The following is a 15,341-nucleotide window of genomic DNA, read 5'->3' on the forward strand; positions in this document are numbered from 1 at the left end:
CAGTAGAAGGGATAGAGTCGATATGGAAGCGCTGATTGGCCGGCTAACAGAAGCGTATGAAGAACCCCTCTATGTTGTCTTTCGCGTCCTTGTAGGACTGCTGTTCATCCAACACGGGGCGCAGAAATTGCTCGGACTCTTTGGAGGTGCTGATGGCAGCGGTGAAACAGTACCACTACTCAGCATGTACGGAATCGCTGGTGTCATTGAATTGGCTGGTGGCCTCCTCATTGTTGTAGGGCTCCTCACTCGACTGGTCGCCATAATCGCGGCCGGAGAAATGGTTGTCGCTCAGCTTATTGCCCATCTTCCAAACGGTGTGATTCCAATTCAAAACGGGGGCGAACTTGGCCTTCTCTACATCGCGGCATTCTGTGTCCTCAGTATCTATGGTGCTGGGCAGTATAGCATCGCACACCTTCTCTTCGATCGAGAGCTCGTTTGATAATCAGGAGCCCATAGAATGTACCCTTGGGATTTATAGAATCTCCCCGGTGATATCCTTCTATGTCATCAATCGATCTAACGCCGAGCCAACGGATGATACTCACCGCCCTTGTCAACCTGTCTCGCGAAACTGAGAGTGCGGTGAAGGGTGAAGACATCGCAGAGGAAGTTAATCGCAACCCAGGCACTATCCGCAATCAGATGCAGAGCCTGAAGGCATTGCAGCTGGTCGAGGGGGTACCCGGTCCGAAAGGCGGCTATAAGCCGACGACAAACGCATATGAGGCACTCGACATCGATCAGATGGACGAGCCTGCGTCAGTCCCACTGGTTCACAATGATGAACTAATTGAGGGCGCGAACGTCCAAGAGGTGGATCTCTCGAGCGTCCATCATCCCGAGAAGTGCCGGGCTGAAATCCATGTGCAAGGCTCCCTCCACGACTTTGACGAGGACGATGTGGTGACAGTCGGTCCGACACCGCTGTCAAAACTCGTCGTTGAAGGCACGGTCGATGGAATCGACGACACCGATAACATCCTTATCCTCCGTATTGAGGACATGGTCGCACCGGCCGACGGACCGGCTCACTAAGGTAACGGTGGTACCTCGCGGTCAGTCCGTGAGTCTGCCTTCTGAGAAGCTGTGTAGCAATCCCACTAGGCCGTTTTAAGTAGCTAAGTAGGATTTCTGAGAACCGTATCTGGACTCCACGAGTGCGTGGCTCGCGTTTCTTTGATGAGTTGAACAGCACGGGTGAGTAGTGATCGTCTCCGACACGACCTGAGAGCCACACTCTCCACTACATAGAAACCATCTAACAAAAAATGCATTCAGCGAACACTGAAGGACCTCGCCGATGTGTGTCCAGCTGTCGCATGGCACCCTACGAACTTCCAGACCTTCCGTACGACTACGACGCGCTCGAACCGGCGATCGACCAGCGCATCATGGAACTGCACCACGACAAGCACCACCAGGGGTACGTCGACGGTGCGAACAGCGCGCTCGAAACACTTGAACAGATGCGTCAGAGTGGCGACTATGGTGACATCAAAGGCGTCGAGCGCAACCTCGCGTTCAACCTCTCGGGGCACGTTAATCACACCGTCTTCTGGGAGAACATGAACCCCGACGGTGGTGGTGAGCCAGGTGGGGAACTCGCTGACGCCCTCGAGGAGCACTTCGGCGGGGTCGACCAATTCAAGGAGCACTTCTCAGCGGCCGCGAAGGGGGTCGAGGGCTCCGGCTGGGGGTTCCTTGTCTACGACCATGTTGCTGACAAACCGCTCGTCACGATGGCCGAAAATCACCAAAATCAGACGCCGCAGGGCGTGACGCCACTGCTCGTACTCGACGTGTGGGAGCACGCGTACTACCTCCAATACGAGAACGGCCGTGGAGAGTACGTCGACAATTTCTGGGATGTTGTTAACTGGGACGATGTGGCTCAGCGTTACGACGAGGCACAGAACGCGGACGTGCTCGGCCAGCACACTCACTAACTTCGCCTCTCACTGCCTTCTGCCGCAGCTACGCTGGTTGAATCCTCAAGAGGCACTCAGTAGACTGAATTTACTATGTAATACCTGAGAACGTGGTTCACCCGTATCTTCCTAGTCGTTTGTCGCTAGTGATTTGGTCTCAGCTCTCATACAGCGGTGCCGAGGAACTCACGATGAGCGATCATTTCAAACCGGAGGGATATACGAGCGTCTCTCCCTACGTGGTGGTCGAGGATGCCCAGCGCGTCATCGACTTTCTCTCGGCCGTGTTCGAGACAACCGACCTTCGTCGATACGAGCGCCCCAACGGGTCCATCATGCACGTCGAAGTGCGTCTCGACGACACGGTCATCATGCTCGGTGAAGGACCTGACACTGACACAGTCTCAGCATTCACATCAATGGTCCATGTCTACGTGCCGGACGTTGACGCCACCTACCAGCGTGCTCTCAAGGCTGGTGGTGTCTCTGTCCAGGACCCACTGCAGCAGGAGGATGATCCTGATCAACGGGGAATCGTAGAGGATCCGGAGGGAAATCTCTGGGTACTTGCAACACGGATCGGCTAACAAGACGGCGGAGCGTGGACGCCCTCACCCCCAGTTGAGAACCGGCTGTCAATCAAGATGTACCGTGTGCAGGACGGATCTCCCCACTTACAGCGCGGAGCGTCTCATCGATGAGAACTTGTGTGGCGAACACCTAGTGAGACCTACGCTAAGAATGACCACGAGTGCGGATCTCTCTCCAACCGAACGGCAAGCGTACGACCTGATTGTTGCCGAAGGCGGTCTCCTCCAAAGCCAGTTGTGGAAAGAGCTCAACGTGTCGAGCCGCACGGGCAGCCGCCTTGCGACAACTCTTGAAGAGAAAGGACTCCTCTCACGAAAACAAACAACCAAGAAGGGCCAACGGACCTACCTGCTGAAGCCGACAAACGGGCACGCGACAACGTCCGCGGAGACAGAAAGCAAACGTCCAGAGGAAGCGGTCGAGGACAATGCGGACACTGCCCTCACTGCTCGTGAAACGCGTGCGTTAGCACTTATTCGCGAGCGAGGCGGGCTCTACCAGAGTGAGTTTTGGAAGGAACTTGAGGTGAGTAGCCGGACAGGAAGTCGTCTAGCAACCAGTCTCGAAGCAAAGGGATTGATTCGCCGCGAAGAAACCACGTATAATGGCCAGCGAACATACTTGCTCCTTCCAGCGAAGAAAGACCTCGATTTCTCGGTGCTGATGGCTGGGGACATGTTCTCACCATTCGTTGGCACCGAGGAGATCGATCCAATCACGTCTGATGCGTTTACTCAGTGGATCGTTCACCTCGCACAGAACGAATCATAACGGCTCCTTCTCTTGAGAAGAACGAAAACTCATTCGTAACAGGTGCGCCAGTGCTCCCACTCTACTGATGCTGTTGACACTCCTTGAGCGGACACCAGTCCAATCACAAGTGTATCGAAGGAGTAGGGATACGTTACAACGTGATATATGTGAATAACAATGTGTGCAATCGATCTATCTTCTATTTCAATGTTCGAGCTCAGCGGATTCCAACGTGACCTCCTCGTCGTGATCGCCGGCCTCGATGAGCCATCCGGTCAAGACGTCAAAGAGAACCTCGAAGCGGTGTATGGCACAGAAATCAACCACGGCCGGTTGTACCCGAACTTAGACACGCTGGTCCAGCAGGGGTACGTCGAAAAGGGGACGCTCGACCGGCGGACGAATTTCTATGCGGTGACTGATCACGGACTCGACACACTCCGTGAGTGGGCTGACTGGCAGCGTGACACCGTCCCCCAGATCGCTCACTAGGAGCAACAAAGCAGGTCATTCATCTCCTTAGTGCGGACCACAAGAGGATCTACTGAAAGCGCGGGAGCTGACGGTTCCAGTGGCTCACATGACGAATCAGAGACGGCACTGGGTAGAGACGCGTTGCTCCTCGTTAGAGATCGCGTGGCTGGACCGTTTTCCGACCATTCGCTTCTGCTCGTCGACTGGCGTGGTCGAGAAGTTCTTGGACTTGCTCGTCGAGGGCATCGTAGAACTCGCCCGAGACGTTGTGGCCTTCGAGTGCGTCTTTGACAGCCGAGTTGACGATCAGGTCTGCCATAGCGGCCCACCGGTTCGCACAGCCTCACAATAAAGATTCGGGCGACTCACCGCCAGATCTTTCCAGAGTGAGTACGTGGTTATCCCTCTTACTCTGGAAGGGCACCTTGCCAGCATTGTTCTAGTTTCCGTTAGTGGATGAAAGTTATCACCCTACGCCGGGGCAAGAGACCCAGACAAACGGGATTATGGGTTGCATTTGACTCCCCATCGGTTACAGTGGTCACAGAGAGGACTGTTCGTAATGAGCTCGTGGTGAGATCATTCTCCAATCATTCTGGTACGACGAGCAGTTGGTATCAGTAGGCAAAGCCGTGGGTCTTCTCTTCGTTTAACCGTCTTCCTCCAGTAGGTGGACGTAGTGCGTCTACCTGTATGAGTTCTATTGCCCTTCTTCGTGACCGGGAATTCGCTGCCTTAGCGGGCACTGCGTTCGCTCGAAGCCAACGTATTCGACGATTCTCATCGCGCTTGCGCTCTACGCAGAACGGTTTCATACAACTGGAACCATCGAAGGACTATTTGGAACAGCGTTCGCAGTTGCTCAACTGCTCATCGTTCTCCCCCTTGGACGAAAAATCGACACAGGGAATGCGAAACGGTTCTTGCTTGCAGGCTTCGTTCTCAACGTCTGTGTCTTTTGTGGGTTTGCTCTTGTCCAGAATGCAGTCCACGTTGTTTTCGTCCGTTTCCTCCAAGGCGTTGGCGCAAGTATCCTCTGGATCACAGGATCGACGGTTGTTGGGAAAATTAGCCCTGACGATGCGAGTGGTCGATGGCTCGGATCCTACAATCAAGTCGCTGCCTTTTCGAGCTTGGCAGGAGACGTTGCCGGTGGCTATCTCCTCTTTGCGCACGGCTTTCGGCTGACGTACTTCGTTTTGAGCCTTGTCACTCTTGGTGCGTTCGTCCTAGTGTATTGGTTCCTTCGTGACAATCCAGGAGGGCGGACAGACCCAGCGGACGCGACAAGCATCGAAACGTTCCGTACGCTTCTGGCTCGCCCGGTGGTGCAGGCGCTCGTGCTGTTCCGCCTTGCGTTCAGCATCGGAAAGATGGCGGTCATCACGTTTCTTCCGATTCTTGCACATACGGAGTTCGGGATTGGGGCCTTCGCCATCGGCTGGATTCTCGCCGGTGGGAAGCTCACAAAGAGCCTCCTCCAGGGCTACATTGGGGATCTCACCGATCGTCTCGGTCGGAAAACGACGTTCGTCGCGGTTGGCGCACTCCTCTATGGAATTGGGACCGCCCTCATCCCCGCGTCATTCATCTTGGAGAAGAGTATCGACCCACTAACGGTCGAGATGTATGGCCGCACACTGTCGCTCGGTGGTGCATTCTTTACACTATTCGCTGCCTATGGACTGCTTGGGGTCGCAGACAGTGTTCGACTTCCCGCGAGTATGGCACTGTTCGTCGAAGAGGGTGAACAGTTTGACTCGGTCGCAAGCAGTATGTCATTGCGATCGATTTCGTGGAAAATTGGCCAAATCTCGGGGCCGCTCCTCGTTGGAATCATCAAACAGTACGTCTCAACCAGCGTCGCATTCTTTACCGCGGCGGGGTTCATCATCCTCGCTACCGGAGGGTTCGGGCTGGTCCGCTTGCGCACACGCCGCCACCAATCGACGGCTGGGGTACCAGGGGACTGAATTACGTGCACGCGGGGACTTAAACAGAGCAGTGAACAGGTACGACTCACTATGTTTCTTCATCTGGCACAGAGTGGGAGCAACAAGTTGGGTACTGCGATCGAAGATGCTCACGCAGAGTGGATCAGTGAGAAACGTCCACCACCGTCGATGTTGGTCGGCCGTCTGTCAGACGGGTAGCTTGGCCAGTTCGACGCTAATACATCCACCAACGACCGACTCAGGGCCTCAACAGACGAACTACTGCGGAAGGTATTAATCTTCTTCGCCTTCTTGATTGTCGGTATCTCCATCTTCTTCGTTGTCACCGTTTCCGTTTTGTGGTGGTGTTGGAGTCGGTGTGGGTGTAGCTCTCGGTGTGGACGTGGGAGTTGATGTTGCTGTTGCGGTTTGGGTTGGGGATTCGATGTCTGGCGTTGGTGATGATGACGGTGCAGTGGTTGGCTGGAGTGTTGCCGTTGGGCCAGCTGTGTTGCCGTCATCGTTGGATGTGTCGCTGTCTAGGGACGTGATCGGTCTGAGAGTGGACGTCGGCGAGTCGGTTCGGTTGAAGTCGGGCGCTGAAGTGGTATTCGGTGTCGTAAGGGGGTCTCCGATATCTTCGCCGGCAACGGCGTGAGCAAGAGAGATTTATAGAATCAAACTTCTTCTCGGTTAGTGGCTGCTCAACACCACGAAAACAAACCATACGGTCGATCTGAGCCCTCGTCGCGTCTGCAACTCTGTTCATTCATGTCTTCCTGCACTGAGTAACAAAAGACAACCCGCACTTCGCAGCACTCTCGCCACTCAGAGTTCGATCGCCAGAACGTCTGTAGGTGACGTAGTGATTCGAGGCGATGCACTGGAAGGTCCTGATCTATTTGTTCCAGAAGAACCGTCGGACGGACGTCAGCTCCACGGTGGACTGGAGACAAGAGACGAAAAAGATGGATCGTCGAACAACTGTATCGACTCTTCTGACCAGGTGGCCTTTCTTGCTCACTCGTCAATTAGTTCGAGTTCGACGAAATGATCGTCACCGTGCTGCTCCTCGTGATCGATGCTCATCTTGAGTGCTGGCTTGATCCCGTCAACGATCATCGTGTAGTCGCAGCCAAGACACTGCAGACGGTACGAATTCAGCGCTGAGTGACTCACTGAATCGGGCGCTGACTCCGTCTCCCCATTCGGTGTAGTCCGTAACTCCAGCTGTGGTGGTGTTCTTTGCCCGTCCATGCCCAACGTGGGAAGAAAGCTAACTCTATGTCAATCTACCGGCTACCTACAGAGGTAGTGGAGGTCGGGTTCTCGTGAATTGAGGAGCGCAACGTGGAAGAGAGCTTCTCACATCTCTTCACGTGAATACTCTAAAAAGTGGAGTCACCGGGTTGTGAGATCCTGTAAGAGGAGATAGGAGTATACTCACCCTCGTCTGTGGATGGATCTCGAAACGAGCAGATCATCGATAGAACTCGTCAAGGGACTCCTGATCAACGTCTGGTGACACTTTTGGTTGTACTCGCATTTCTTCCTCTCGATGACTAGTCTTCTGTGTAAGTGGAGCAAGCCATAGTAGCTTCCCTACCTTAGTCCCGACCAGATACCATCCCTCTGCAGGGCTCCACATGCACAGTAACCATGTGCCCTTTCCAATCCGTGAAGTGAGGTCTTGTTCTGTATAGGTGTGGCCATCTGAGCCACCGTACACATTCTTCCTGTCGGGTGATAGCATGTGTCTGGGTCAGTTGGCTACCTATATGACTGTCATGGTCGACGTAAAGAGGACCGTCACATCGAATTCCTCCCTTCTCTGACTCAAGATTGGTACACAATTGTAGGAATTTCTCTCTCTACAGAGTAAGTCAAATACCTCATTCCAGCTTCGAGGTGACCTGTAGGCTGAATCACTCCGTTTCTTTGTGAGAAGATTAAGGCGTGCTTCCGGAACGGTCGATTCTTCAGTACGGGTGAATACACAGGTCAGGTGTGTCCGGCGACCTGCTCTGCTCAGGCTGCAAGTTGAATAGATCGCGGGAGAATAGAGACTCGGCCAATGAACCTATCACGTAGGCTGTGTCACAGACCACCAATGATTTTTTCGACACATCTGAGGGCGACGAACACGAAGAGGGTGGCGGTTATTTTGCTTCAGAGACAGTAGGAGACGATTACGCGACACGAGCGAAAGAGGGGGCTGTTTCGAAAAGAACAGAAGGCAATCACGCGCTACTTTACGGAGTTAGGGGCGAGAACTCTTGACCTTGGCTGTGGCACCGGACACGTCACTTCTGTCCCCCACGACAGGGGATTTGATGTGGCGGGAGTAGATCCGAGCCAACCGATGATCGATGCAGCCACCGCTCTTTTTCCGCAGATCGACTTTCGGACTGGAGACGCTACAAGCCTCGAGCTTGACTCAAACACGTTCGAGTATGTTCTGTTCTCCTATTATAGTCTCGACTATATCTCCCTCGAATCACAGCGTTACCGTGCATTAGCCGAGATACACAGAGTAGTCAAACCAGATGGCATCTTCATGTTCAGCTCTCACAACCAGTGGTACCTGCTTCCTGCACTCTTCCTCGATCACACCAGGGTGAAAAATTACCTCTTTTGCAAGGAAAATCTCTTGCATCCATTCACCCGATATCGGCCTGTGAAAACCAGAACAGGGGAACCAACCACGTATTTCTCTAATCCTCTTCGACAACGCGCACAACTTGAGAAGGTGGGATTTGAGTTGATTAATTTCATTGTAGAACACGACGATGTCCGGAAGTATTTGGAAGTCACACCCTATTATGTTGCACAGAAATAGACCGTTTCGAACCCTCCACGAGCGAATCCTGGTGCCCGCGACAGGAAGTGCTAAGTGTGCACTATCAGAGTCTGTTGGATCTGATGCGCCTGAAGAACGAAGCGTCTTGATCAAACGCGAACCGCCCGCCGGACGTACTTTTTACACACTGTCAAAGGACATCGTTATTGAGTGCGTCGAGCGAGGTATCGGAACAATTGTCATCGGCGATCTTGGATCAGTGAGGATGAAAACGGTGATGCCCGTAACTGAGGCGACCACGGTAACCTTGATCGCCACGGATGGATCTTCGACCGCTTCACGACGATGCTCGAATACAAGGCCGAATATCGTGGTAGTTAGATTGTCAGAAAGTCTGAACGCAACGCGTCAAAATCCCTGTTCAGGGAAGATGCTGCTCAGGCTCTTGTGGTCCTAGTCCGTCGGTGGTTCATTTCTAAGGCGATCAAGGAGTGTTTCGAGCGCTCGGCGGAGCCGCTCAGAGACTGTTTGGCTTGAGGTATTGAGTTTGGCTGCGAGCTCTTCCAGATCGGTCTCGCGTGGCACCGCAAAGTAGCCACGCTCAGACGCGAGTAACACTGCCTCATATTGGTCGTCGCTCAATCCTAACTTCGCGAGTGGGTGAGCTACTCCTTTAGACAACGACCGGATGGTTACTCCCACATTCTGCTTTTCGAGTCTGTCGAGAAGCCTGGCAACCGTTTCTTTGTTCGGCAGGCGCAGACAGAAATCGCACCCCTCTGCCGTCACCATTAGATTGACAATCAGGGTTGCTGACTCAGAACAAAGGAGCGTGAACAGCGGTGCTGCATCAGCACCTCTCAGGTCAACTGTGTACAGAGGGGGGTGAGTGGTTGCAGAGAGCGGTGTGAGCTCACGAATACTCGGGTCACTGATTGCCGCCGTTTCAAATCGCTCACGATCGTCAGTGTATACCCACATGAGAAGCGGAGCATGAGCGATGACACATTGATTCGATGCAAGGTGAAGTTCGGAGTCGGGAACGTGTCTGAAGAGTTTTTCACAGAGTGAGACCCGAGCTGTTCCTCGCACCGTAATCATCTCTGCTCTCCGGTGACCGGCTTTTCCATCTCCTGTTCCATCTCATCTCTACGTTAGTGGAATACAGAAATAACACTTATCATCATGGATCCTTGTGAACGAACAAACTAGCGATACTGAGATACCTCACTCCTTCGAGATATGCGTTAACGACTGAAACAACCGATGATACCGGGAATATGGGTTAGTCCCGATTCTTTCGTGCCTGACAGAAGTACGTATGTCTAGACTGACACTGATTGTTTCTCTACCCTCTCCAAGCTAACAAAGGATTAGAACGCTCTAGTTAAACTCTTCTCGATTCCCATTTAGGAAATCTACTGCTCACTTGTTTGAAACCGTCAAAGACAAGCGAACCGCTCAACAACACCCAAGACTGCGAATAGCCTTCAACAAGGCAATTCATGGGGTACATTGCTGCCTGATGGAGTAAGAGTGGATTGCAGTAAAATAATCAATGTGGGATATTTCTAGATCCTCTCCAGATCTAGATTAAGCTCAGATACTCAAAAACGTTGTTTAAATATTCTAAATACATAGCAGTAAATTCATATGGGCTTAGTTTATAGACGTATTTGAGATGGGTGGTAAGAGTATACACTCCCAACTGGAGTCACAGACCGAGTCACACGAGCAAATTGAGTCACCATCTGAATCAGCAGGTCAGACGGAACTGAAAACATACCAATTGACCTGTCTTAGCTGTTCCTATGCTCCGACCGTCGAGGGAGTCAAGTCTGCCCTCAAGGCAAGCATGGACCACGAGGAGAACCACGGTGACGATCACTTCGTCGAGCTTGAGCTGATTGAAGAATAATACTACAAGAGCCATAGGCCACACCGTATCTTCGATCGATCGCGGGGAGACCTCTTTTCGTCAGAAAAAGTGATAGAGTGAAGAAGCTTCCGTTTTGAGTTATCAGCTCTATTAACCCTATAAACCAATCGCTGAGCGCAGCGGAAAAGATACGTAGATCCTGAGCCTTAGTGGCGGAAAACAGGCTAGGAAGAGTGTGGGTTGTCCCTGCAGGGGGGCGGGTCATGAAGCAATGAGCGGGTTGTTCCAACAGATGCCATTTTGTAGTATGAGAGTGTATCCGCGAATTACGCTGAGTAGACAAGCAGTGACAGGAGGAAGCGCAGGATATTCAAGAGACGCTGAGCGCCCTGTGATGGATCACGGAACCAAGGAGAGTAGATGAATTCACATACCCAGAGCGGCATCCATTTAGAGTACGACACGACAACAGACACCTATCAAACGTTCTTTGACCCTGCTGACAACATCTCACTGAGTAGTCTCGTGGTATTAGCCACCGCCGAGGTGATCGGGGCGGATCTCCAGACAGTCTGTCAAATACCGCTTGCCGGGTTTATCACCTCTGAAGCCCTCAACGCACTCTTTGCAACGCCTCCTACAGATAACGACACCGCTGCACACGTGACATTCCAGTACCTTTCATGTGAAGTGATGATCCAGGGAGATGGACATATTATAATCACTCCTCCTGTAAAATCCAACTGACGGGCTTTAAGGGAATTAACGGTAATAGAAATGCTCTTCGGTGGGTGACAGACGGCCCTCGATCATTCGGACAGCCCTCCCTGCTCGCTCCTTCGGCGCTCGCTGAGGAAGGGGGCGTAGCGCCCCAATTAAAGCTAACGAAGAGCACGACCCACCGACTTACAGTATTCGAAACGGCCGGCGCACACCTGACAGATTAGAGGTTACCAGCAACAGGAATGAAAGTCTCGTACTCGAAGAGGGAATTACTTAGCATGTAAAAGCCCGCTGCAGACGGGTGATCAGAGAGTGCTGACACTGTGGATGGACAGATTGCAAGCTTCAGTGAACCGCCTCTCTTGCCGGGAACAAGAGAGTGAGCTCCCCGTGTGCAACGGACGGCCGTTTGTTCGTCCCTCACCAGTTAATACTTACTGAAAATCCATTGGCAATCCAAAATGGACGCTGGCTCTGACCTTGTTCGTAGGAGACGCTCTTAGGTAAATCTCTCCGCATCGCGGATCAGAAAGTGCATGATCGAGCGGACCGTATCTACCTTTCTTACGCGAGGAGACAACTCAGCCAGTGTTCGCTGAAATAGAGTCCAGATTATCGGATGAGTCACTGAATAAGTGAAATTTGACTATGAGGCACCTAATGAGTAATCCGCGTAAGGGTAATTCTCCCAAGTGGAAAGGGGTCCTTTCGAGTGGCCGTACTCTGGAAGGAGATGATGCCGTAGAGAGTGAAGAGGAAATTGAACATGAGATAACCCAGTTCACACGGCAGGATACTCAAGACATCTAATCCAGGTAAGATCTAATCTACTATATCAACGCTTTTCATACCAAGCATGAAATTCATTTATTCTATCCGGATACCTAGCTGTGTGCTACCGCTGAACAAAGAAGGGTGTGTTAGTGCAAGCTTAGATGCTCACATGTCTACAGAAGAGGTGCTTTCTTCGACAATTATAGGCGGTACATGGAGACGGTTCATGCGGGGTCCTTAATGGCGAAGCGTTCAGTGTGAGAGCCAAAAGTGACAACCTTGCCCGTCGTAAACGGCGCGGCTTTCTGCATAGCAAGAACCCGGGATGCCGGTTCGGTTTTAGGACCCTCTCTCACGGCCTTAAACGGGAAAGTCCCTCCCTCAGAACATGGTCGTCCTGTGGCGTTCGCAAGACGCAGGGCGCCCCGTCCCGAGACACGGTCTGTCTCCACTTGTCTCAGTCGGTGAAGGAAGTGGTGATAGACCTGCCTACAGGTATCGACCCTCCACGCTAATCGCTCTTCGATAGCGGCGGGCGGTCTGAGCCGATGCCTGTAGTTGTAGCGCATGACCTACTCGTCGGATGGATCTGGTTCGGAAACGCGGATGACTTCCACTTTGGCATCGATCCACCGCTTCGGAACGGTGATATGAGCGCCACCACTCCCGAAGGGCTTCACAGTTCGATTCTTTCTCGCCATCCCTGGACAAGATCTCTAATTGTGATGAAAACCGCTATACTGTAGCGGTTTGGATTTACTCCATGCTACTCGTTCATTGTGAACCGCGGAAGTAGGACTAACCAGTTTCGAATTTTCTACAAATCGATAGACGTCGCCGTCGTCGTTCAGCAGCGGAAACGCGAAGCTGGTGACCCACCGAATCGAGCCATCGGGCCGGACGATGCGGTACTTTTCCTGGAATCGACGTCCTCCGAGTTCGTTCTGCGACATCTGCGGTGCCCGTTTCATCGCGTCCGCGACTCGTTGCCGGTCCTGTGGATGGACAGCGTCGAGGTGATTAAACAGACTATCGTACACCGAGTCACGCAATCGACCCGTGATGGTTTCGTACGCAGGATTGATATATAGTATCTCGCTCATATCGGCGTCGGCCATCCAAATGGCACTATTGATGTTCTCGGCGATCTGGCGGAGTCGAGCTTCACTCTCGCGCATTCGGCGCTCGCGCTTCTTGCGGTCGGAGATGTCCGTCGCGATGACAACCGCTTTTTCGCCGGCTTCCGTTGAGCTCTCGATGGGGGCGATGCTGATGGTCACCCAAACGCGATCGCCATCAGGGCGCTCAAGGGTGAACTCAGAGTTGAGCACTTGCTCCCCATCGTCGAACACGCGACGAAGCAAGTTCTCGGGCGGAACCGATTCACCCGATGAATCATAGAGTGATCGCTGAGAGACGTCAAAGGTCTGATTGCTAATTTCCTCCATAGTGAGACCTAACAGCTCTTCGGCACGATCGTTGACCTGCGAAATGTCCCCATCGGGGGTAATGACGCCGATGCCAATCGGACTAGTGTCGAGAACATGTTTGATCAGTCCACGTTCTTGCCGAAGCTCTTCGACTCGTTTCTTTCGCTTCGAAACATTACGAACGACACCGACCGTCCCTTGAGTCACGCCGTCCGACTTTACCAGAGCCATGTGAACTTCACACGGTATTGCCTCACCCTCGGCAGTCTGGAGGTCGAACTCGGTTGTTTTGATCTGGTCGTCCCCAGTCGCACGTAACTCTGTAAGTACGTCTCTGTCTTGGGTGATCGTCTTCTCGTTGAGGAACATCGATACGTGCTCACCTATCAGTTCGTTACGTGAGTACCCGGTTAGTTCGACAATAGACTCATTAACTCTTTCGAAGTATCCCTCTGTATCCAACTGATAGACCGCATCACCGGCCAGTTCGGCGAGTACCTCGTAGTGCTCGGTCGGCCATTCAGACGGCTCGTGATGTAGCTGATTTTGAATGAATCCAGCGAGGAGCCGGTGACTATCCTGTGTGAATTCATGTACGTCAATACTGATTTGAATCTCGTGGCCGTGTGCATGCCGCGCTCGGAGGCTGAGCCGGTCAGTGCTCTCTTCGTCCCACCGGTAATCGACTGACGGTATTCTTGTTTGATGATCATCGACGATGAACGTTGCAAATGGTTCTCCCACGACTTCGCTCGGTGAATAACCGAGAACGTTTGTGATTGTCGGGTTGGCGAACACGACAGTTCCATCTTCATTGATGACGACCGTACCGTTGGGTACAAGCGTGACGAGGTGCTGAAAGAACGACGTGTCACTCACCTTGTTGGGGAAGGCCATCTGAGTCTCGTTCTCGGCTTCCTGTGTCTCAGAGTGCGTGTCGGCTTGCTCTCGATTCCCTGTCATAGATTAGCAGTCGTTTGCACTGGAACTCGATATAACGAACGGTTGTAGACGTGTCATAGAACCCAAAATTTGGATTAACTAATGAACCGAAACCAGAACCAAAATCGTGTTGGACACTCCAATTAAGAGCTGGTGATAGGCATAATACAACCGAATAATGTGTAATCATATGAATAATCGAAGCAAGATAATCATAAACTCAACCTAAGCCTGGTCACTGATAACTAGGCGCTGAGCCAGGTGACAGCCTACCTATCTTCACTAAATACTTTTAAGAGGAGTGATCGTGATACGGCCATTGCCCTGGATCGTGATGTCACACGAGAGATACTGAAATGTGACGTGTGCAGCCGCGTTATCAGTGTCGGGAGGTGTTGCAAAGAGTGCGTTGAGGGCATCAGACGTGATAAAACCAGTAAGCGGTGACTGACACACTGTTTCTAAGTCTGCCCCAATTACTTCAGCGGTGGCTAACACCACCAAACTACTGAGTGTGATGTCATCAGTTGGATTATACTGAATTTGATAGGTGCCTGTTTTCGCGTTATATTCTGGCGTGACGTTATTTTCGGCGTGCGAACTCATTTAATCACTACGGACTGTCAACGAAGTCCGATTTTCGGGTGCCACTCGGATACAATGACCATGAGTCTGCTATATACCCGAGGTACTTCATGATACACTCCTGCACCACAAAACGATACCTGTTAGAATCAGTTCGGTGGCCCCTTAGTAACTTACCACCATAAAGAAAATAAGCACACTCCCGCTCATAGGCGTCTGAGTCGTTGAAAACTTCAGGGCGAGAAGCGTCTCATCCGGCGACTGTCGATTATGAACGGAGATCGTGCGCTCTGGGCCAGAGAGTAAGGACACACGTTACATGATTCACCGCTAGCTACTATTGACTTTTTCCTGAAAATCCCACCTAACTGAATGTAAGGGATGATGAGCTTCGGCTTCAGAGCAACCTGGTCCTTCTAGAGCTCCTGTCTGGAAAAGGAACGAGAGAGCGTGATCTCTCGGTTCTACACCGATGAATTCCTTAGTCACATTGTATTGGTATCGCAGACAGTACAGCCAAGT

13 protein-coding genes and 4 pseudogenes are annotated in these 15,341 nt (G+C 52.2%); 11 read left to right on the forward strand and 6 right to left on the reverse strand.

The annotated features are described in order from the left end of the window. Positions 1 to 22 precede the first annotated feature (22 nt). The 6 genes and pseudogenes from CNO20_RS10415 to CNO20_RS10440 all read left to right on the forward strand — a co-directional run bounded on the left by CNO20_RS10415 (position 23) and on the right by CNO20_RS10440 (position 3,770). On the forward strand, positions 23 to 445 hold the full coding sequence (locus CNO20_RS10415; RefSeq protein ID WP_101296058.1) for a DoxX family protein: 423 nt from the start codon (positions 23 to 25) through the stop codon (positions 443 to 445). Positions 446 to 507: 62 nt separating this feature from the next. Then, positions 508 to 1,041 (forward strand): Rrf2 family transcriptional regulator, encoded by a 534-nt coding sequence (locus CNO20_RS10420; protein WP_101296059.1) that lies wholly within the window; start codon positions 508 to 510, stop codon positions 1,039 to 1,041. 284 nt (positions 1,042 to 1,325) lie between these two features. Then, positions 1,326 to 1,952: a superoxide dismutase gene (locus tag CNO20_RS10425; protein WP_101296060.1), complete on the forward strand. Its 627-nt coding sequence runs from the start codon at positions 1,326 to 1,328 to the stop codon at positions 1,950 to 1,952. Between the two features lie 173 nt (positions 1,953 to 2,125). Further along, entirely contained in the window at positions 2,126 to 2,521 is a 396-nt protein-coding gene (locus CNO20_RS10430) for a VOC family protein (protein ID WP_101296201.1), read from the forward strand. 436 nt (positions 2,522 to 2,957) lie between these two features. Next, positions 2,958 to 3,296, forward strand: a pseudogene (locus CNO20_RS23800) (helix-turn-helix transcriptional regulator); the annotation flags it as partial. A gap of 189 nt (positions 3,297 to 3,485) precedes the next feature. After that, on the forward strand, positions 3,486 to 3,770 hold the full coding sequence (locus CNO20_RS10440) for a PadR family transcriptional regulator (RefSeq protein ID WP_101296062.1): 285 nt from the start codon (positions 3,486 to 3,488) through the stop codon (positions 3,768 to 3,770). A gap of 133 nt (positions 3,771 to 3,903) precedes the next feature. Here CNO20_RS10440 and CNO20_RS10445 read toward each other — a convergent pair whose 3' ends face one another. Next, positions 3,904 to 4,071, reverse strand: coding sequence for a DUF1931 family protein (locus CNO20_RS10445; protein WP_101296063.1), 168 nt, complete (start codon positions 4,069 to 4,071; stop codon positions 3,904 to 3,906). A 374-nt stretch (positions 4,072 to 4,445) separates the two neighbouring features. On the opposite strand from CNO20_RS10445, the pseudogene CNO20_RS10450 reads away from it, so the two are divergent. From CNO20_RS10450 to CNO20_RS24330, 4 genes and pseudogenes are all read left to right on the forward strand, one after another. Further along, positions 4,446 to 5,725: pseudogene (locus tag CNO20_RS10450) on the forward strand (MFS transporter). Positions 5,726 to 6,065: 340 nt separating this feature from the next. After that, positions 6,066 to 6,344, forward strand: a complete 279-nt coding sequence (locus CNO20_RS23805) for a hypothetical protein (RefSeq protein WP_233204111.1) — start codon at positions 6,066 to 6,068, stop codon at positions 6,342 to 6,344. Between the two features lie 1,557 nt (positions 6,345 to 7,901). After that, positions 7,902 to 8,525, forward strand: a complete 624-nt coding sequence (locus CNO20_RS10455) for a class I SAM-dependent methyltransferase (protein ID WP_269844138.1) — start codon at positions 7,902 to 7,904, stop codon at positions 8,523 to 8,525. 102 nt (positions 8,526 to 8,627) lie between these two features. Further along, a pseudogene (locus tag CNO20_RS24330) lies at positions 8,628 to 8,861 on the forward strand (IS200/IS605 family accessory protein TnpB-related protein); the annotation flags it as partial. Positions 8,862 to 8,939: 78 nt separating this feature from the next. On the opposite strand, the gene CNO20_RS10465 reads toward CNO20_RS24330, so the two are convergent. Next, the gene (locus tag CNO20_RS10465) at positions 8,940 to 9,467 is read right to left on the reverse strand and encodes a helix-turn-helix domain-containing protein (RefSeq protein ID WP_158237393.1); all 528 of its coding nucleotides are present in this window, start codon (positions 9,465 to 9,467) and stop codon (positions 8,940 to 8,942) included. A 1,318-nt stretch (positions 9,468 to 10,785) separates the two neighbouring features. On the opposite strand from CNO20_RS10465, the gene CNO20_RS22590 reads away from it, so the two are divergent. After that, positions 10,786 to 11,112 (forward strand): HalOD1 output domain-containing protein, encoded by a 327-nt coding sequence (locus CNO20_RS22590; RefSeq protein WP_143423187.1) that lies wholly within the window; start codon positions 10,786 to 10,788, stop codon positions 11,110 to 11,112. Positions 11,113 to 12,308: 1,196 nt separating this feature from the next. On the opposite strand, the pseudogene CNO20_RS24335 reads toward CNO20_RS22590, so the two are convergent. The 4 genes and pseudogenes from CNO20_RS24335 to CNO20_RS22600 all read right to left on the reverse strand — a co-directional run. Continuing rightward, positions 12,309 to 12,431: pseudogene (locus CNO20_RS24335) on the reverse strand (RNA-guided endonuclease TnpB family protein); the annotation flags it as partial. Positions 12,432 to 12,434: 3 nt separating this feature from the next. After that, the gene (locus CNO20_RS22595) at positions 12,435 to 12,563 is read right to left on the reverse strand and encodes a DUF2080 family transposase-associated protein (protein WP_143423188.1); all 129 of its coding nucleotides are present in this window, start codon (positions 12,561 to 12,563) and stop codon (positions 12,435 to 12,437) included. Between the two features lie 15 nt (positions 12,564 to 12,578). Beyond that, positions 12,579 to 14,255 carry a PAS domain-containing protein gene (locus CNO20_RS10480; protein WP_101296068.1) on the reverse strand — a complete coding sequence of 559 codons (1,677 nt, stop codon included), beginning with the start codon at positions 14,253 to 14,255 and terminating at the stop codon, positions 12,579 to 12,581. Between the two features lie 261 nt (positions 14,256 to 14,516). Beyond that, entirely contained in the window at positions 14,517 to 14,840 is a 324-nt protein-coding gene (locus CNO20_RS22600) for a HalOD1 output domain-containing protein (protein WP_143423189.1), read from the reverse strand. Positions 14,841 to 15,341: the final 501 nt, after the last annotated feature.

The sequence above is a fragment of the Halegenticoccus soli genome, from assembly GCF_002844195.1.
Lineage (GTDB): Archaea > Halobacteriota > Halobacteria > Halobacteriales > Haloferacaceae > Halegenticoccus > Halegenticoccus soli.